The sequence below is a fragment of the Pseudomonas paralactis genome (assembly GCF_001439735.1).
Classification (GTDB): Bacteria; Pseudomonadota; Gammaproteobacteria; order Pseudomonadales; family Pseudomonadaceae; genus Aquipseudomonas; species Aquipseudomonas paralactis.
The window spans coordinates 1-19,215 of sequence record NZ_JYLN01000020.1 but is presented as its reverse complement, the minus strand read 5'-3'; the positions used below and the strand labels follow the sequence as shown (position 1 = coordinate 19,215).

General features: G+C 61.2%; 11 protein-coding genes. 6 read left to right on the top strand and 5 right to left on the bottom strand.

The window, feature by feature from the left end; all coding sequences use genetic code 11:
- The 3 genes from TX23_RS26455 to TX23_RS26445 form a co-directional block, all read right to left on the bottom strand.
- Window positions 1-3,543 (bottom strand): DUF6531 domain-containing protein (locus TX23_RS26455; RefSeq protein ID WP_057704710.1); only part of this gene is annotated, 3,543 nt, incomplete at its 3' end.
- 146 nt (window positions 3,544-3,689) lie between these two features.
- Window positions 3,690-6,764 carry an efflux RND transporter permease subunit gene (locus TX23_RS26450; protein ID WP_057704708.1) on the bottom strand — a complete coding sequence of 1,025 codons (3,075 nt, stop codon included), beginning with the start codon at window positions 6,762-6,764 and terminating at the stop codon, window positions 3,690-3,692.
- Between the two features lie 2 nt (window positions 6,765-6,766).
- On the bottom strand, window positions 6,767-7,873 hold the full coding sequence (locus TX23_RS26445) for an efflux RND transporter periplasmic adaptor subunit (RefSeq protein WP_057704707.1): 1,107 nt from the start codon (window positions 7,871-7,873) through the stop codon (window positions 6,767-6,769).
- A 440-nt stretch (window positions 7,874-8,313) separates the two neighbouring features.
- Here TX23_RS26445 and TX23_RS26440 point away from each other — a divergent pair, with 440 nt between their 5' ends.
- The 3 genes from TX23_RS26440 to TX23_RS26430 all read left to right on the top strand — a co-directional run bounded on the left by TX23_RS26440 (window position 8,314) and on the right by TX23_RS26430 (window position 11,323).
- On the top strand, window positions 8,314-9,180 hold the full coding sequence (locus TX23_RS26440) for a pirin family protein (protein WP_057704706.1): 867 nt from the start codon (window positions 8,314-8,316) through the stop codon (window positions 9,178-9,180).
- A 166-nt stretch (window positions 9,181-9,346) separates the two neighbouring features.
- Window positions 9,347-10,792, top strand: coding sequence for a mechanosensitive ion channel family protein (locus TX23_RS26435; RefSeq protein WP_057704705.1), 1,446 nt, complete (start codon window positions 9,347-9,349; stop codon window positions 10,790-10,792).
- A 93-nt stretch (window positions 10,793-10,885) separates the two neighbouring features.
- The gene (locus tag TX23_RS26430) at window positions 10,886-11,323 is read left to right on the top strand and encodes a carboxymuconolactone decarboxylase family protein (protein WP_003190655.1); all 438 of its coding nucleotides are present in this window, start codon (window positions 10,886-10,888) and stop codon (window positions 11,321-11,323) included.
- A gap of 6 nt (window positions 11,324-11,329) precedes the next feature.
- Here the strand turns inward: TX23_RS26430 and TX23_RS26425 are convergent, their stop codons facing one another.
- Both TX23_RS26425 and TX23_RS26420 read right to left on the bottom strand, forming a co-directional pair.
- A complete protein-coding gene (locus TX23_RS26425; RefSeq protein ID WP_057704704.1) occupies window positions 11,330-13,471 on the bottom strand; it encodes a TonB-dependent siderophore receptor in 2,142 nt (713 codons plus the stop codon).
- Between the two features lie 544 nt (window positions 13,472-14,015).
- Window positions 14,016-14,912 (bottom strand): helix-turn-helix domain-containing protein, encoded by an 897-nt coding sequence (locus TX23_RS26420; RefSeq protein WP_057704703.1) that lies wholly within the window; start codon window positions 14,910-14,912, stop codon window positions 14,016-14,018.
- A 138-nt stretch (window positions 14,913-15,050) separates the two neighbouring features.
- Between TX23_RS26420 and TX23_RS26415 the strand changes: the two genes are divergently transcribed.
- From TX23_RS26415 to TX23_RS26405, 3 genes are read left to right on the top strand one after another with little or no spacing between them, the layout of a single operon-like run.
- Window positions 15,051-16,409 (top strand): glutamine synthetase family protein, encoded by a 1,359-nt coding sequence (locus tag TX23_RS26415; protein WP_057704709.1) that lies wholly within the window; start codon window positions 15,051-15,053, stop codon window positions 16,407-16,409.
- A gap of 24 nt (window positions 16,410-16,433) precedes the next feature.
- Window positions 16,434-17,522, top strand: a complete 1,089-nt coding sequence (locus tag TX23_RS26410) for a polyamine ABC transporter substrate-binding protein (RefSeq protein ID WP_057704702.1) — start codon at window positions 16,434-16,436, stop codon at window positions 17,520-17,522.
- Entirely contained in the window at window positions 17,519-18,811 is a 1,293-nt protein-coding gene (locus TX23_RS26405) for an NAD(P)/FAD-dependent oxidoreductase (protein WP_057704701.1), read from the top strand. Before TX23_RS26410 ends, TX23_RS26405 begins: the two co-directional genes overlap by 4 nt.
- Window positions 18,812-19,215 lie beyond the last annotated feature (404 nt).

Here is a 19,215-nt window from a genome sequence, read left to right as displayed (position 1 = left end):
CAGCAGGTTGCCCGCCGGGTCGTGGGCGAAGCGTTCCTGCACGTCCTGGGAATGATCGGCGCGGGTCAGGCGATTCAGTGGGTCGTAGCGGTAAAGGTGTTCGCCTTTGCGGGTGTCGAGCAGGCGGCTGAGGGTGCCGCTTTTGTGGTAGTCGTATTGGCGTTGGTAAAGATGGTTTTGCTGTTGGGTTACTGCGTGAGCGTGCAGGCGGTTTTGGTCGTCGTAGTGGTAGTGGCTGAGCAGTTGGCCTTGTTGACGCTGGTGTTCGCGGCCGGCACGGAAGAGGTGCGAGGTCAGCAGCGCACCATTCAATTCCACCGTAGCGAGGTGGCCGCCTTTGTCGTGGTTGAAGGTGAGGCGGTTGTTGTCCGGCAGGCGCAGGTTTTTCAGCTGGCCGCAGGCGTCGTAGCCATAGCGCAGGGTGCCCCAGCCCTGGTGTTCGGCGGTGAGGCGGTTTTGGCGGTCGTACTCGTAGGCCAATGCCCAGTGGCCGTCTTCGACGCTGAGGAGATTGCCCTGGCGGTCGTAGGCATAAGCAATAACGCTGTCATCGGGCAGGGTTTTTCGTACGAGACGCCCGGCGTGGTCGCGCTCGTAGCGGGTGATTAGCTGACTGTTATCGTCGCCGTATTCGGTCTTCTCCAGCAGGTTGCCGTTGAGGTCGTAGGCGTAAGCGGTGCGTTGGCCGTCGAAGCCGGTTTCCTGTTGGATCAGGCCGTTGGGGTGGTAGTCGAGTTGGTAGGTTTCGCCGACTTCGTTTTCGATTTCTGTCAGCAGCAGCCGGGCGTTGTCGTAACGGTATTTGACCTGGGTGCCGTCGGCGTTGATGCGGCGGCTGATCAGGTGCAGGCCGTCGGCGTATTCGTAGCGGGTGACGTGGCCGAGTTCATCGCGTTCGGCGATGATTTTGCCGTAGGGGTTGTAGCTGAATTCCCGGGTGGCGCCGCCTGGCAACACGATGCGAATCAGCCTACCGACGCTGTCCCATTCATAAATGGTCTGCGCGCCGTGCTCATCCTCGCGGGCAACTTGCCGCCCCAGGTCGTCGTAGCGATAACGCTGGATGCCGCCATTGGGCAATTGCTCCTCCAGCAACTGCCCACGCTCATTCCACATCAGCCGATGGCAACTGTGGTCCGGGTACCAAACCCCAGTCAGTTGCCCGTGTTTGTTGTAGCTGTAGTCAGTCGAATGACCATCGGGGTCAGTCTTGCGAATGACATCGCCCTGGTCATTACGCTCATATTTCCAGACCGCTTCACCACGCCGTACAACCCGTACGAACCCATTGTCATGTTCGTAGGACGTCGGCTCATCATCCCCCGGAAACAACGCCACCAAGCGTCCGGCGTCGTCGTACTGATAGGCCGTCACCGCGCCCATCGGGTCTTGCTCGACGGTCAGCCGGCCCTTGGCATCGTAGGATTTGAAATGCTGCGCGCCGTCCGGATCGATGCGCTGCACCAAGCGCGCCCGGTCGTCGTGGACATACACTTCCTGGCTGCCATCGGCGTTATGCACGGTGACGTGCCCGTCATCGCCCCAGGCATAGCGCGTGTCCATCTGCGAAAAACTCGCCCAATGCCGCACGCAACGCGCCGCCTTGCCAGCGCCTTCCCACTCCCAGAAGAAACTCGCCCCACCGGCTAACTGCCGCTCAACAATGACGTGCTGATCGTCGTACCGATAACGCTCGCTTTCACCGACGGCATTGGTCGCGCACACCAGTCGTCCAGCTTCGTCATAGGCGTAGGAAACGATGTTCTGCTCGGTTTCCCAGACGTAAGGTGCACGCCCTTCGGCGCGATGCACCTGGTAGTCCACCGCGACGATGCGGTCCAGCTCATAGCGCAGCAGTAGCGAACGACCAGCACCGTTATCCAGCCGCTCAATCCGCCCAGAACGATCACGGCAAATGCGTAGACGGTTGTCATACGCATCGCTGATGGAAACCAACACACCGTTACGAAAGTGATAAAACCGCGACGCCTGGGCCAGCACCAGCTCATCAGGAGCCGAGCCTAAATAGATCGCCGCTTCGGCCAGGCTATTGGTGATCGCCGGTCGAGCTTCAGTGGGCAAGGGGAACTGAGTACGGCGATTCTCATGATCGGTCCACACCACCGAATCGCCCGACACCGCAAGCCGATGGGCCAGCCCATGACTCCAGCCAAACCCCAACCCGCAATCCAGCTCCACCGCACTGGTGCGATAAAGCCGCGTCCACTCAAACGGCAAAACCCCGTCCAGTACGCCGTCGGTGAGGGTCAGCAATTCCTCGCCGGTGACCATCGACACCGGGCAGCCATGCGTGACCGTCTTGTCCGCTGGCGCTGCCGCATCCCCCTTCGGATTCGACGCCACGGCAGGCGCATCATCCACCGATTCCTGACGGACCAACGTGGTGCTCTGGGTCTTGCTGCGCACCACCGGCACCGGGTTCGAAACCAGCGTTTCGCCCGCTTTCAACGGCACCACCGGCACTGCCTTGACCGGCACCGCTGCGCTATTGAGCAACACAGGCTTGGCGGCCTCGACATGCGTGTCCAACCGCGGCCCCGAGACTTGCTTGGCCAGCAATTCCAGCAACGCCCGTGCTTGCCCGGACTTGACACCACTGAGCACCTGCGCCCCCAGGCGCAGCTTTACTCCAATACCCCGCGTGGCCCAGATCAGCAGCAGATTGATCAACACATCGCCGGTAATTTCACCCAGCAGCTCGTACATTTCCGGCGGCGGCAACATCCGTATCCAGGCCACCACCGCTGCCACGTAGATAAACAACAGCGGCTCATCACTGAGCACCAACAAGCCCTTGGCCAACGTGTCTTTACCCAGCGCAAGCAGCGCATCCAGCTCGGCCTGGGACAGGTACTTCAGCAACTTTTCGCTGTTGGATTTGAGGTTCGCGAGCAGGTCATACAGCTCGGTGATGTTGTCCCACAGGTTGTAGAGCGCCTTGGCAAGTCCGGTAGCAAAGGCAACACTTTGTATGCCGCTGCGTTTGTAGGCTGGGGCCTTGGCGAAGTTTGCCCATTGAGGCTCGAAACGCTCGTCCCACTGTTTACGCAGATCCGCTTCCAACCCGGCAATCACTGACGTGTAAGAGGCATACAGCGCCTTGACGTGATCCCTGGAGACATTGGGGTAAAAGGTGATTTGGTACTGCTGGTCGCGGGTACAGTCGTTGACTTCAAGGATGCCGCTGGGGCCGATGGTGCGGTGGAGTGGCGCGCCGACTGGGCTGCCATCCCGAGCCAGGGCTTGCAGCGTCACCTGGGTGTTGCCGATGGGTACAAACCGGGTACTTTCGAACAGATGCATCAGGGTCAACCCACCCTGGGCTTTGCATTGAGCGACGGTACGGCTGGGCTTGTCGGAAGAGGCCGGCGCGACCAGTGCGACGTCTTCCCCAACCTTGAACACCTGTTCCACAGCGAGTGCCGAACCACTCAACAGGCTGTCGGCCCACGCGTCGAACGTGTTCAGGCAGGCGCGAAAGTCCGCTAAAACGCGAGTGACATCCGGCGCCTTGGGATCCATGGGGGCCAACACAAAGCTGGCAAACGCCGGAATCAAGAGACAGCCCAGAAAATCTGGGCGCTAACGAAAACAACCATCTGCAATCCCTCGCACTGTTTGATCAGGCGAGGGACTTTGCAGAGGTTTTCAGGGCAGGGGAGTAGAGCTTATCCGGCGCTTACGTGGGAAGTTTCAGCAACCTTGTCGCGCAGCACCAGGCTGCACAGCGCGGGCAGGAACAACAGCGTCAGCACCGTGCCCACCAGTACGCCGCCAATCAGCACATAAGCCAGTGATGACCAGAACACCGACAGCGTCAGCGGAATAAACGCCAGCGCCGCCGCCAGTGCGGTAAGGATCACCGGCCGCGCGCGCCGCACGGTGGCTTCGATGATGGCCTCGCGAATTGCCATGCCGTGATCCTGGTTCTGGCGGATCTGGTCGGTGAAGATCAGCGTGTTGCGCATCAGAATGCCGCCTATGCCGATCAGCCCGAGAATCGCGTTGAAGCCGAACGGCTGGTTGAACAGTAACAAGGTCGGCACTGCACCAATCAGGCCCAAAGGCGCGGTAGCGAACACCATGAACATCACGCCGAACGAGCGCACCTGGAACATGATCACCGTGAGGGTCAGCAGGATCATGATGGGGAACAGCGCCGCCAGGGCCACGTTGGCCTTGGCGCTTTCCTCAACCGGGCCGCCGATGTCGATTTTGTAACCGCTGGGCAGCATGGCGATCAGTGGTTGCAGGTCTTTGTACACGGCCATTTCCACATCGGGCGGTTGCACGCCGTCGATGATATCGGCGCGTACCTCCACGGTGGTGGCGCGGTCGCGGCGTTTGAGGATCGGTTCTTCCATCACCGCCTTGAAATGCCCGACCTGGGCCAGCGGCACCGACGTACCGGCGCTGTTGGTCAGTGTCATGTTGTTGAGGTTGGCCAGGTCCTCGCGTTGGCTGCCCTGGGCGCGGGCCACCACTGAGACGGTGCGGTTGCCTTCGCGCACTTCGGTGATCGGGTTGCCGCTGAGCAGGGCGTTGAGCTGGGATTTGACCTCGTCGGGGGTAAAACCCAGCAGGCGCAGGCGATCCTGGTCCAGCACCAGGCGATAACCGCTGGCACGCTCGCCCCATTCGAGGAAGGTGTCCCTGGTCAGCTTGTTGCCGGCCACGACCTGACGCACGTCTTCAGACAGCCCGCGCAACACATTCAGGTCCGGCCCGGAGACGCGGAACACCACCGGGAACGGCACCGGCGGGCCAAATACCAACTGCGTGACCCGTACCCGCGCCGACGGAAATTCGCCTGCCGCAATGCGCTCGCGCATCCGCAGTTTCAGCGCGTCGCGGGCGTGAGAATCCGGGGTTTGCACAATCAGCTTGGCAAATGCCGGGTCGGGCATCTCAGGGTTCAACGACAGGAAAAACCGCGGTGCACCACCGCCCACATAGGTGTCGACCATGCTGGTTTGCGGCTCTTGCAACAGGGCCTTCTCCACCTGCGCCGCCACCGCTTCGGTGCTTTTAAAGGCGCTGCCGGGTGGCATATACACTTCCAGAATCAGCTCCGAGCGGTCGGAGTCCGGGAAGAACTGTTTCTTCACCACCGCCATACCCAGGCCGCACACCACGAACGCGGTCACCACCATGCCGGTCACCAGCCAGCGCCCGCGCACGCAGGCTTCCACCAGGCTGCGCAGTTTCTGGTAGTAGCGCCCGGCATAAATCGCATCATGCCCGCCGGGGACTGGCTTGATGTGCGGCAACAACTTCACGCCCAGGTAAGGCGTAAACACCACGGCCACCAGCCAGGATGAAATCAGCGCGAACCCTACGATCCAGAAGATATTCCCGGCGTATTCGCCCGCCCCGGAGCGTGCAAAGCCAACCGGCAGGAAACCGATAATGGTCACCAGAGTCCCGGTCAGCATCGGCGCCGCCGTTGAGCTCCAGGCGTAGGTGGCCGCGTGGATGCGGTCAAAGCCTTCTTCGAGTTTGACCACCATCATCTCGATGGCAATGATCGCGTCGTCCACCAACAGGCCCAGGGAGATGATCAATGCCCCGAGGGTCACGCGGTCGAATTCACGGCCGGTGACCAGCATGATCACGAACACGATCGAGAGGGTCAGCGGTACGGCAGCCGCCACCACCAGCCCCACGCGAAAGCCCAGCGCGAGCAGGCTGATCAGCATCACCACGGCCAGGGCCACGAAGAACTTGAGCATGAATTCATTTACCGCCAGGCTGATGTTTTTCGCCTGATCGGAGACTTTGGCGAAGTTCACGCCCAGCGGCAGGTCGGCCTGGATCTTGGCTTCCTGGGCCAGCAGGCTCTTGTCCAGTTCCAGGCCGTTCCAGTGTTTCTCCATGATCACGCCCAGCATCAGCGCGGGGTCGCCCTGGTGGCGGATGCGGTAGCTGGGCGGGTCTTCATAACCGCGGCTCACAGTTGCTACGTCGGCGATGCGCAGCACGCGGCCATTGACTTGCAGGGGTACGTTTTCGATCAGCGCGAGGCTGTCGAAGGCACCGTCGATACGGATGTAGGCGCGGGCGCCGGCGGTCTCGACGAAGCCTGAAGGCGCCACGGCGTTTTGCGCGGCGAGGGCGGCGAAGATTTGCTCGGGCTTGATGCCCAGGGTTGCCAGGCGTTCATAGGAAAACTCCACAAACACGCGCTGGGCCTGCTCGCCGAGAATATTGACCTTCTTCACCCCCGGCAGGTCGAGCAAACCCTGGCGCAGTTCCTCGGCCATTTGCACCTGTTGACGGTGGGGCAGGTGTTCGGCTTCCAGGGCATACAAGGCGAAATACACATCGGAATATTCATCGTTGAAAAACGGCCCGATCACGCCCTTGGGCAGTTGCGCGGCTTCGTCGCTGAGCTTTTTGCGTGTCTGGTAGAACAGCGCCTGGATTTCGCTCGGGCGGGTGGATTCGAGGAAGGTCATGCGCATCGATACAAAACCCGGCTGGGCGATGGTCTCGACGCGGTCGTAGTAGTCCAGTTCCTGCAGGCGTTTTTCCAGGCGGTCGGCCACTTGTTCCTGCATTTCCTGGGCAGTGGCGCCGGGCCAGGCGGCGGTGATGGTCATGACCTTGACGGTAAACGAAGGGTCTTCGGCGCGGCCCAGCTTGCCGAACGCGAAGACCCCGGCGACGAGGATCGCAATCAGCAAAAACAGAGTGACGGCGCGATGTTTGACGGCCAGTTCGGAGAGGTTGATCCCGCGCATACTCATTGACCCTGCTGACGGTTGAGGGCCAGCGCCTGGGCGGGCAGCAAGCGCACTGTATCGCCGCTGTGCAGCAGGTGAGCGCCGAGGGCGACGATGGTTTGGCCGGGTGTTACGCCGCTGTCGAGCAAGGCGTCTTCCTGGCCGAGGCTGGCGACTTTCACCGGGGCGAAGCTGATCTTTTGATCATCGCCAATCAGCCAGACCCCCGTGCCTTGTCCCGCATCCTGCAAGGCGCCAATCGGCACGCGGGTTTGCTGGGGCTGGCCGTTACCTTGCAGGCGCACGGTGATGGTGGAGCCGAGGGCGAAACGCTCGACCGAACCCTGCAGCACGTAACGTGCGCGGTAGGTACGGGTGACCGGGTCGGCGCTGGCGGACAGTTCGCGCAGGGTGGCGGTCACGGCCTGGTCGGCTGCGCCAAAGGGAAACGCCAGGGCTTTTTGCGTGGCCAGATCACGCTGGTTTTCCGGCAGGTTGACGATGGCTTCGCGGGCGCCGTCATGGGCCAGGCGCGCCACGATTTGCCCTTCGGCCACCACTTGTCCGCGATCGGCCAGCACGTCGGTGATGATGCCGTCGCCATCGGCCTTGAGGACCGAATAAGTGCGACGGTTTTCGATCTGGCTGGCATCCGATTGCGCCGCGGCCAGTTCGGCCTGGGCGACGCGCAGGTTAGTGGCCGACTGGTCGAAGATCTGCCGTGACACCGCGCCGGTACTGGCCAGGCGCTGGTAACGGTTTTCATCATCACGGCGCTGGCGCAGTTGGGCCTGGGCGGCGTTGACGCGGTTTTTTGCCGAGCGCAGCGCCAGTTCGAAGTCGCCGATGTCCAGCACCAACAGAGTGTCGCCACGGGAGACGTGCTGGCCGGGGTCGACCTTGCGCTCGATCACCTTGCCGCTGACCCGAAAGCCCAGATCGCTTTCAGTGCGGGCGGCCACTACGCCGGTATAGGCGCTTTGCTGGGTGCCGGCTGCTTCGACTTTGACGGCCAGCACCGGGCGCGATGTGGGCGCCTGGGCGGCGCTGTCGGCCTTGCTGTTACAACCACTGAGGACTACCAGCAGAGCCAGAGGCGTGAGAAGACGCAGGGGGAGAGGGGGCATGGCGAACTCCGGAAACCATTGTGCAAAAAAATTACGGGCGTAATTTTTGCTTATATTATGGTTGAAATATAAATTAATCCAGCCCCCTGATAGCCCCCGTCAGCTGTGCGCAGTTCTCCAGTGGGCTTGTTCGTGAAAGCGGAGTGTCTGTCCCTGATGACCCGCCGTCAGGCGGAACCCTAAGTGGCCGTTACCGCAGCAATGGATATGTACACAATCCAACTGTGATGACTGCCAGACCGCCTTCGCGAGCAAGCCCGCCCACAGTTTGGACCGCGGGGTGTCAGGTAGATAGATATCGCCTGGCAGGCCGTCATCGCAGGCAAGCCAGCTCCCACAGGTTAAAGCATTGTTCTGTATGTAGAACGATCAGGGCCATTTTTACCGGCTAGTGTTCAAGAGTGAGACGATTTAAGGTGTACTCACTTTGGAGGTACACCATGAAAAAGCTGATTGGTATCTACACCAGCCCCCGCGCCCACTGGGTCGGCGATGGCTTTCCGGTACGCACGCTGTTTTCCTACGACACCATGGGCAAGCACATCAGCCCATTCCTGTTGCTGGATCACGCAGGCCCGGCCGAATTCACCCCGACTGAACAACGTCGCGGCGTTGGCCAGCATCCGCATCGCGGTTTCGAAACCGTGACCATCGTTTACGACGGCGAAGTCGAACACCGCGACTCCACCGGTGCCGGTGGCAAAATCGGCCCGGGCGATGTGCAATGGATGACCGCAGCCAAGGGTATTCTCCACGAAGAGTTTCACTCCCAGGACTTCGCCCGTAGCGGCGGGGCGTTGGAAATGGTGCAGCTGTGGGTCAACCTGCCGGCCAAGGACAAAATGGCGGATGCCGGTTACCAGACCATCGTGGATGGCGACATTCCGGTGCTGCCATTGGCTGACGACGCGGGGCAATTGCGCCTGATCGCCGGTGAATTCGCAGGCACTCAAGGCCCGGCCCGTACCTTTACGCCGATTGATGTGTGGGACTTGCGCCTCAACGCCGGTAAAGCGGTGACGCTGGACCTGCACGCCGGGCGCAACACGGCCCTGGTCGTGTTGAAAGGCACGTTGTTGATCAATGGCGAAGAAGTCGCGCGTCAAGGGCAACTGGCATTGTTCGAACGTGATGGTGATCAGGTCACCCTGGAGTCCAGTGACGACGCCAAGGTGCTGCTGCTCAGCGGCGAACCCATCGACGAGCCTATCGTCGGCCACGGTCCGTTCGTGATGAACACCGAGCAGGAGATTCATCAGGCATTTGCCGACTTCCAGTCGGGCCAGTTTGGGCAAATGCACGCCTGACGGTTCACCGCAACCTCCTGTGGGAGCTGGCTTGCCTGCGATAGCATCACCCTGGTGTAGCTGATACACCGCGGTGTTTGCATCGCAGGCAAGCCAGCTCCTACATTTTGTTTCCAGGTTTCTGATTTCATGCGATCTTCTCGGCATTCGCCCTGGAGTCGCCTGGATGCCCTCATTTATCGCTGATCACCCGATGTTGTGCGCCATGGCGTTGATCCTTATCGACATCGCCGTGTGGCGCCTGATTTCCCCCAGCCTGGCCAACTGGAAACTCGCAGCGCGGCTAGTGATCTTTGCGGTGTTCAGTGCCGTACTGTTCAACGACGGCATGAACCCCATGCAGGCGGCGCCCTATGCCGATGACACCACCTTGCACCTCGCCGCCACGGCGTTGCAGATCGGCTGGTGGCTGTTTGCGGCGCGTACCCTTACGGTGTTGCTCGGCGCAGTGATGATGCAGCGGGTCGGCCATACCGGGCGCTTGTTGCAGGACCTGATGGGCGCGGTGATTTTCCTCATCGCGATCATCGCCGCCATGGCCTACGTGCTCGACCTGCCGGTCAAGGGCGTGCTGGCCACCTCCGGTGCCGTGGCGATCATCGTCGGCCTGGCGCTGCAAAGCACTTTGAGCGATGTGTTTTCCGGGATCGTCCTCAACACCACCAAGCCTTACCAGATCGATGACTGGATCTCCATCGACGGCACCGAAGGCCGCGTCACCGACATCGACTGGCGCGCCACGCGCCTGCAAACCTCCCAGGGCAGCCTGGCGGTGATCCCCAACTCCCTGGCGGCCAAGGCCAAGATCATCAACTTCTCGCGCCCGGCGGACATGTTCGGCCTGGCGGTCAGCCTGCAAGTCAGTCCCCATGCGCGCCCGCAAACCGTGATCGAGGCGTTGGAGCGTGCGATGCAGGGTTGCCGGCCGTTGCTGGCCCAACCCGCCCCGAGCGTGGCATTCAAGGCCTCCACCAGCGGCGGCGTGGAATATGAGATCAGCGGGTTTGTACCGGCCATGGGCCTCAAGCGCGAAACCCGCAACCTGCTTTACGATCTGGCCTACCGGCATTTGCAGGCGGCGGGTGTAGGGCTGTTGTCTGCCACCGAAGGCAGCACGCCGCCTGCGGTGTCTGGCGCCCGCGCATTGCTGGAGCGCTCGTCGATTTTTTCCACCTTGCGTCAGGAAGAAAAAGACACCTTCAGCCAGAACATGACCCTGCACACCTACCGCGCCGGTGAGATGATCCTGGCGGCGGGGGAGGTCAGTGATCACCTGTTCATCATCGAGTCCGGTGTGGTCTCGGTGCTGTTGATCAAGGACGGGCACAAGTTCGAGGCCGGGCGCATGGGCCCGGGGGAGGTGATCGGTGAGTCCGGCATCCTCTCCGATCAGGCGGCACTGGCGGATTTTTCGGCCAAGACCTACTGCACGCTCTACCGCATCGAAAATGAATACCTCAAGCCGTGCCTGGACGCCCGGCATGATATCGGCGAAGCCATGAAGGCGCTCCTGGATTTCCGCCGCCATGCCGCCCAGGCCCTGACCGAAGATGCACCTGTGGTACCGGTCAAGAAGGGCTTCATCCAATGGCTGAGGAACCGCGGCCTGTAGATTGGTCACCTGTTCTTCGCCCGGATTGGCTATTTCTCCAGAACGCTGGGCTGACTACTCTGCGCACCTATCCCAACGTTCTGGAGATTCACCATGCAAACCCGTACCGATTTCTATACCGCCTCCCCGGACGCCATGAAAGCCATGCTCGCCCTGGAAGCGGCGGTGGGCAAACTTTCCATCGAACTGCCACTGCTGGAACTGGTGCGCCTGCGTGTTTCGCAGATCAACGGCTGCGCGTTCTGCCTGGACATGCACACCGCCGATGCACGCAAGGGCGGCGAAACCGAGCGGCGCCTGTACACCGTGTCGGCCTGGCGTGAAACCCCGTTCTTCACCCCGCGCGAGCGCGCAGCCCTGGCGTGGGCCGAAAGCCTGACCCTGCTCAGCCAGACCCACGCCCCGGATGAAGACTTCGACGCACTGGCCGCCCAATTCAGCCCCCAGGAACAAGTGGACCTGAGCGTCGCCATCGCCACCATCAACAGCTGGAACCGCCTGGCGGTGGGCTTTCGCAAGATGCCCAAGTAACGATCTTCAGAAGTTCACGGATGCACTCAAGCGCGCCGTCAACGGCGCGCCCTGGAACAGGTAGTCATCGCCCATGTATTCGCCGGCGTCGCGCCAGTAGCGCTTGTCGAACAGGTTATCGACGCTCAGGCGAAACACTGTCTCGTAGCCATCGACCTTGGTGGTGTAGCGGCTACCGACGTTGACCACTGCGTAGTCGCCCACTTCCACGTTGCCGGTGCGATTGGCGGACTTCTTGGCGCTGTATTGCACGCCGCCCAATACCGCCAGGCCGTTGACCCAGGGCAGGGCGTAGTCGGCGTAAAGGCTGGCGCGCAGCTTGGGCACGTTGATCGCTTGGTGGCCTTCGTATTCCGGCGTGCCGCTGCCGCTCACCCGCGCTCGGATCGCGGCCACGCTGGTGGAGATCTGCAGACGGTCGGTGGCCCAGCCGTTGGCGGACAGTTCCAGCCCGGTGTTCTTCTGCTGGCCCTGCTGCATATAGATAAATTCGCCACCTTCCGGTTTGGCGTACTGATAAGCCTGGCGGGTCTGGAACACGGCGGCGGCGAAGCTGATACGGCGCCAGTCGTATTTCACCCCGGCTTCGATCTGGCGTGACACTGTCGGTGCCAGGGTTACATTCTTGTTGTCAGCGAACCACGGCGCTGTGCCACCCAGTGACAGGCCTTTGCTATAGCTGGTGTAAAGCGAGATGTTCTCAATCGGCTTATAGATCAGCGAGGCTTGGGGAAGGAACACGTACCGCTGGGTATGCCGTGACTCAGTGCCGTTCTCGTCGAAAGCCTTTTCATCCAGGCGCACGTCACGCCCGCCCAGAATGGTTTGCCATTGCTCGTTGAAGCGGATGCGGTCGGTGACGAACAGGCCGTACTGGCGGCTGTCGAGGTTGCGGTGGCTGTCGTTCAGCGGTTTTTTGGTAGGTTCGAAGCTTGGCGTATCCTGATTGATATTACCGCTGCCGATGGGGTCGTTGACCGACTCACGTTTGTCGATCACCCGGCGAAAGGCACTGGTGCCAAACGTCAGTTCATGGCCGATGCCGCCGGTGTCGAACAGGCCGGTCATGGCCGCCTGGATTTCATCGTCGCGGCGGGTGTCGTCGGGGCTGCGATAGTCGTAGATGTCATAGTCACCCTCCGGCGTGAAGTAATTGCCTAAGCCGTTGGTATCGCCGCCCCACGCAAACGAACTGTAATCGTCAATCACCACCTTGCTACGCGCTGCGCTGACACTGCCTTTCCACTGATCGCTGAAACGGTATTCAAACTTGCCGTTGAGGTTCAGTGAATCAATCCCCACCTGCTTGCCGCCGGTTTGGTGCCCCAGCAGTTTTTTCGGCGAGGCGTCGTGGGGCACCTCTGTGCCCCCCAACAGTTGATACCCCGGTACCGAACGCTGTTGCTTGTTCTGGTACTCGGCATCCAGTTGCAGCACGGCGTCGGGGCTGATGTTCCAGTCAAAGGCCAGGGACACGAAATCGCGCTGGCCGTTGGCGTGTTCCACATAGGAATTGAGGTCTTCATGGGCGACGTTGGCACGCAGGCCGAACTGCTGCTCGCTGCCAAACCAGCCGCCAACATCGGTGGCGATATAACCGCTGCCGCGATCATCGGTAGACACCGTCACCGACCGCACATCTTCCGGCCGCTTGGTCACGTAGTTGATCACGCCACTGGGCTCGGAAATACCGCTCTGCAAACCCGCCAGGCCCTTGAGCACTTCCACCTGCTGCTTGTTTTCCAGGGCGACGTTCTGCTCGCCGGTGATGGTGCGCCCGTTGATCTTGTAGCTGCTGGCTGCATTGAGCGAGAAGCCGCGCACCACGAAGTTTTCGTAATAGCCGATGGGCGCGTAACTGTCGCCCACCGAGGCATCGTTGCGCAGCACTTCACTGAGCAGGCGTGCCTGCTGGTCCTTGATCAAGGCTGCGTTGATCACCGTGATCGAGGCAGGTGTGTCCAGCAATGGCGCTTCGTCAAAACCACCCACCGAAGCGCTTTCATTGCGGTAACCGGACTCATCCTGCCCCTGGACATTCACCGTCGGCAATTGGATCTCGGCGGCCAGGCTGCTGCCGATGCCGCCACTGAGTAACAGGCCGAGGGCGAAACGTGAAGTGACGACGGGGCGAAAACGCAAAACCATGGGCAGGGCCTTAAACGCAGGGCGGGGGGGCGCATAAGCTAGGCATAACGGCGGGATTTTACAAGTTATGCAGCAGGGCTCTGCCACACTACGTATCAGATGTGTGGCTTGCCTGCGATAGCCATAGGTATCTACACCACTTTGTAGCTACCGATCGAAACCACGATGCGAAGCGAGCCGCTCTTGCTCTTGATCTGCTTTTGATCTTGATCTTAGGCGCCCTGTTAAACCACGCTGGCCGGAATTCGACAGGGATTTGGGGGGTAAACCGGCAGGGATGCCGGTTTAGCCGCCCCGCGCCATGGATGGCGCGTGGCGGCGGCCCCCCAAATCCCTGGCGGATTACGGGCACACCGAGCCTAAGCGAGGTGCCGAGTGGTGGGGCAAGAGCGCTTTGGTTACTTTCGCGCTTTTCGAAAGTGACCCGCTGTAAAAGCGGAACCCCAAGTGGCCGTTACCGCAGGAACGGATATGTACTCGATATAACAGCGTTGGCTGTCAGATCGCCTTCGCGAGCAAGCCCGCTCCCAGAGGGGATAGCGTTTCAACCAAAGCGCCTCAGGGTTTCGCTGGGAAGCTCTTTGAACAGCTGTCGATAGCTGTTGGAAAACCGCCCCAGATGCCAGAACGACCAGTTCATCGCCACCTCGGCCACGGTGGTACCCGCGCCACTCAATAGCTCCCGCCGCGCCCCATTCAAGCGGCGCAACCGCAACCACTGCGCCGGGCTTATTCCGGTGTAGGTCTTAAAGCCCTGCTGCAATTGGCGCAACGGCACACCCGCAATCTGCGCCAGTTCCAACAGGTTGGCAGTTTCATCCGGAGCATCCGCCGCCCATTCGCCGATGCGCGCCATCAACCGGCGTTCTTCTGCGCGCTTTTGCAACGAGCTGCCGTCCAGGCACACGCAGGCGTTGTCGAGAATGAACAGGCAATCGTCGAGCAACTGCTGGGTGAGGACATCGCGGCTGATGGGGTCGGTCAGTGCCGACAGGCGCGTTAGGGTGCCGCTCAGCCAGCGGGTGAACAGCGCATTTTGCCGACAGGTCAGCGGTGCCATGAACAAGCCTTCGAGTTTGGCTATATCCAGGCCCTGACGCTGGACGAACTGCGGGCCGAACACCACGGCTACTTCGCGGTAGTTTACCGGGGTGATCCAGGTGTTGCGGCTTTCGCCATTGAGCAGGTACAGCGCGTTGTCACTGACGTCGAAACAGAACGCCAGGGCGCCGGCAGGTGCGTTGAAATGCTGCTCCACCCGAGTGTTCATGCATTCTTCATACACCTGCACGCCTTGCAGGTCGAGGTAGCGCACGCGCCCGGCGAAATGCCCGGGGGACATCTGCTGGTAATGCTGTACCCAACCGGGTGTCGCACTGCATTGGGCGGTCACATCGCCGGTGGCGAAGGCCTGTACGCGCAAAGCGTTTGCCTGTGTCATGGGGGATCCGTGCGCACTCTATTGGTGCGTTGTACTGCGTGCAAAGTGGATAGATGCCGTTTCAAGGCTGGCCCAAGATAGACCTCAATGCGCTGGGAGTACAACCCGGCGTCGCATCCCACCCAAGACGAGGTCCTTATGAACGCCCCCTTCGATCAGCTCTCCACCTGGCTGAAAGAACACAAGATTACCGAAGTCGAATGCGTGATCAGTGACTTGACTGGCATCGCACGCGGCAAGATTGCACCCACCAACAAGTTCCTGCATGAGCGAGGCATGCGCCTGCCGGAAAGTGTGCTGCTGCAAACGGTAACCGGGGACTTTGTCGACGACGATATCTATTACGACCTGCTGGACCCGGCCGATATCGACATGATCTGCCGCCCGGTCGCCAACGCCACCTACGTGGTGCCCTGGGCCATCGAACCCACCGCCATCGTGATCCACGACACCTTCGACAAACAGGGCAACCCGATTGAACTGTCACCGCGCAATGTGTTGAAGAAAGTCCTGCAGCTCTACACTGACCAAGGCTGGCAGCCAATTGTCGCGCCGGAAATGGAGTTCTACCTGACCCAGCGCTGCGAAGACCCGGACCTGCCGTTGAAAACCCCCATAGGCCGCTCGGGCCGTGCCGAGACCGGGCGCCAGTCGTTTTCCATCGATGCCGCCAACGAATTCGACCCGCTGTTCGAAGACGTCTACGACTGGTGCGAAGCCCAGGGCCTGGACCTGGATACGCTGATCCACGAAGACGGCCCCGCGCAGATGGAAATCAACTTCCGTCATGGTGATGCCCTGGACCTGGCCGACCAGATCACGGTGTTCAAGCGCACCCTGCGTGAGGCCGCGCTCAAGCACAACGTGGCCGCCACCTTCATGGCCAAGCCGGTGGCCGACGAGCCCGGTAGCGCCATGCACCTGCACCAGAGCGTGGTCGAAATCGCTACCGGCAAACCGGTGTTCGTCGATGCCGGCGGCAACATGAGCGCGTTATTCCTGCATCACATCGGCGGCCTCCAAAAGTACATCCCCAAGCTGCTGCCGATGTTTGCCCCCAACGTGAACTCGTTTCGGCGCTTTTTGCCGGACACCTCGGCGCCGGTCAACGTCGAATGGGGCGAAGAAAACCGTACCGTCGGCCTGCGCGTACCCACGTCCAGCCCCGAGGCGATGCGCGTGGAAAACCGCTTGCCGGGTGCCGATGCCAATCCGTACCTGGCGATTGCTGCCAGCTTGTTGTGTGGCTACCTGGGCATGATCGAGCACATCGAACCCAGTGCGCCGGTGGAAGGCCGTGCCTATGAGCGCCGCAATCTGCGCCTGCCGTTCACCCTCGAGGATGCCCTGGCACGCATGGAAGACTTCGACACGGTCAAGCAGTACCTGGGCGAAAAATTCGTGCGCGGCTACGTCGCGGTCAAGCGCGCCGAGCACGAGAATTTCAAGCGGGTGATCAGTTCCTGGGAGCGTGAGTTCCTGCTGTTGAGCGTCTAAAACAACGATAAAAGGGGTGACGATATGCGTCTTGTGAACAAGCTTTTCCCGTTGGCGCTGGCGGCGGCGTTCAGTGCCAGCGGCCAGGCGGCGTCGACGGTGAGCGTCTACAACTGGACCGACTACATCGGTGAAACCACCTTGGCGGACTTCCAGGCCAGAACCGGGATCAAAGTGGTGTACGACGTGTTCGACTCCAACGAAACCCTGGAGGGCAAGTTGCTGGCCGGGCGCACCGGCTATGACGTGGTGGTGCCGTCCAACCACTTCCTGGCGCGGCAAGTGAAGGCCGGTGCGTTCCTCACGCTGGACCGCGCGCAACTGCCCAACTTCAAGAACCTTGATCCCCGGCTGCTCAAGCTGCTGGAGCAGAACGACCCGGATAACGCGCACTCGGTGCCGTACCTGTGGGGCACTAACGGCATCGGCTACAACGTCGACAAGGTCAAGCAGGTGCTGGGTATTGAGCGCATCGATTCGTGGGCGGTGCTGTTCGAGCCGGACAACCTCAAAAAGCTCCACGAATGCGGCGTGGCCTTCCTCGATTCGCCGGATGAGCTGTTCCCGGCGATGCTTAACTACATGGGCAAGGACCCGCGCAGCGAGAACGCCGAGGACTACAAACAGGCCGAAGCCAAGCTGCTGACGCTGCGGCCGTACATCACCTATTTCCATTCCTCCAAGTACATTTCGGACCTGGCCAACGGCAATATTTGCGTGGCCTTCGGTTATTCCGGCGACGTGTTCCAGGCCGCCAATCGCGCCGAGGAAGCCAAGAATGGAGTGAACATTGCTTATTCGATTCCCAAGGAAGGTTCCAACCTGTGGTTCGACCTGCTGGCGATTCCTGCCGACGCCAGCAACCCCAAAGAGGCCCACGCGTTTATCAATTACCTGCTCGAACCCGAAGTGATCGCCAAGGTCAGCGCCTCGGTGGGCTACGCCAACGCCAACCCGGCGGCCAAACCGTTCATGGCCCCGGAGCTGGTGAACAACCCTGAGGTTTACCCGCCCCAGGAAGTCCTCGACAAGCTCTATATTTCCACCACGCCCACACCGGCGACCATGCGTGTGATGACCCGCGCCTGGAGCAAAGTGAAGTCCAACCGATGATTCAGTCCAATCAACATGCGCAGTCTTATTACCGCGCGACAGCCAATGCCATGCCGCAACGGCCGGCACTCAATGCGGACCTGAGCGCCGATGTGTGCGTGATCGGCGGCGGGTTTACCGGGGTCAACACGGCCATTGAACTGGCCCAGCGCGGTCTCTCGGTGATTCTGCTGGAGGCTCGTCGCATTGGTTGGGGCGCCAGTGGGCGTAACGGTGGGCAATTGATTCGGGGTATCGGTCATGACGTCTCGGGGTTTGCCAAATACGTGGGCGAGGAGGGCGTGCGCTATCTGGCGCGCGCCGGTATCGACTCGGTGGCGTTGGTGGGCGAGCGCATCGGCGAACATGGGATTGATTGCGACCTGCGCTGGGGTTTCTGTGAACTGGCCAACACGGCGGCGCAATTCGCGGCGTTCAAGGATGAGCAGGCGCAACTGGCAGCCATGGGCTATACCCCTGAAACCCGCCTGGTGGGCGCGCAGGACATGGCCCAGGTCGTGGGCTCGACGGTGTACGCCGGTGGGCTGGTCGATATGGGCTCCGGGCATCTGCACCCCCTCAACCTGGTGCTCGGTGAGGCACAGGTGGCCGAAGCGCTCGGCGTGCGGATCTTTGAGCAGACCGAGGTGCTGGAACTGATCCATGGCGAAACCGTGCAAGTGCGCTGCGCCGGCGGCACGGTACGCGCCGCCCAGTTGGTGCTGGCGTGCAATGCGCACCTGGAAGACCTGGAGCCGCGCCTGGGCGGCAAGGTGCTGCCGGCGGGTAGCTACATCATCGCCACCGAGCCACTGCCTGAACCAGTAGCCCAGCAGTTGATCCCACAGAACCTGGCGCTGTGCGACCAGAAAGTCGGGCTGGATTACTACCGGCTGACTGCCGACCGGCGCCTGTTGTTCGGCGGTGCCTGCCACTACTCGGGGCGCGACCCTCAGGACATCGCCGCCTACATGCGCCCGAAAATGCTCAAGGTGTTCCCACAGTTGGCCAACACGGCTATCGAATTCCAGTGGGGCGGCAAGATTGGCATCACCGCCAACCGCTTTCCCCAGGTCGGGCGGCTCAAGCAGTACCCCAATGTGTTCTATGCCCAGGGCTATTCCGGCCATGGCCTCAACGTGACCCACTGGTGCGCGCGGCTGTTGGCCGAAGGGATACATGCGGGTGCAAGCCAGGGCCTGGATATTTTCAGCCAGGTGCCGCACATGACCTTTCCCGGTGGCAAGGCGCTGCGTTCGCCACTGCTGGCGTTGGGAATGTTGTGGTATCGCTTGCGCGAAGCACTCTGAGAACCAATGTGGGGCTTGCCCGCGAAGACGTCGGTTCACCAACATTGATGGTGACTGAACCACCGCTATCGCAGGCAAGCCAGCTCCCACACTGGTTCTGCGTTGCCCACAAAGTCATCACCCGGCATAGGTCCCCTGTGTGCGGGCTTGCCCGCGAAGACGTCGGTTCACCAACATTGATGGTGACTGAAACACCGCTATCGCAGGCAAGCCAGCTCCCACACTGGTTCTGCGTTGCCCACAGAGTCATCACCCGGCATAGGTCCCCTGTGGGAGCGGGCTTGCCCGCGAAGACGTCGGTTCACCAACATTGATGGTGACTGAGCCACCGCTATCGCAGGCAAGCCAGCTCCCACACTGGTTCTGCGTTGCCCACAAAGTCATCACCCGGCATAGGTCCCCTG

Bases quoted from the DNA above. Each gene is read 5' to 3' on its own strand.
- TX23_RS26445 (WP_057704707.1), bottom strand. From the start codon at position 7,873: ATGCCCCCTCTCCCCCTGCGTCTTCTCACGCCTCTGGCTCTGCTGGTA.
- TX23_RS26405 (WP_057704701.1), top strand. From the start codon at position 17,519: ATGATTCAGTCCAATCAACATGCGCAGTCTTATTACCGCGCGACAGCC.
- TX23_RS26440 (WP_057704706.1), top strand. From the start codon at position 8,314: ATGAAAAAGCTGATTGGTATCTACACCAGCCCCCGCGCCCACTGGGTC.
- TX23_RS26435 (WP_057704705.1), top strand. From the start codon at position 9,347: ATGCCCTCATTTATCGCTGATCACCCGATGTTGTGCGCCATGGCGTTG.
- TX23_RS26425 (WP_057704704.1), bottom strand. From the start codon at position 13,471: ATGGTTTTGCGTTTTCGCCCCGTCGTCACTTCACGTTTCGCCCTCGGC.
- TX23_RS26415 (WP_057704709.1), top strand. From the start codon at position 15,051: ATGAACGCCCCCTTCGATCAGCTCTCCACCTGGCTGAAAGAACACAAG.
- TX23_RS26420 (WP_057704703.1), bottom strand. From the start codon at position 14,912: ATGACACAGGCAAACGCTTTGCGCGTACAGGCCTTCGCCACCGGCGAT.
- TX23_RS26450 (WP_057704708.1), bottom strand. From the start codon at position 6,764: ATGCGCGGGATCAACCTCTCCGAACTGGCCGTCAAACATCGCGCCGTC.
- TX23_RS26410 (WP_057704702.1), top strand. From the start codon at position 16,434: ATGCGTCTTGTGAACAAGCTTTTCCCGTTGGCGCTGGCGGCGGCGTTC.
- TX23_RS26430 (WP_003190655.1), top strand. From the start codon at position 10,886: ATGCAAACCCGTACCGATTTCTATACCGCCTCCCCGGACGCCATGAAA.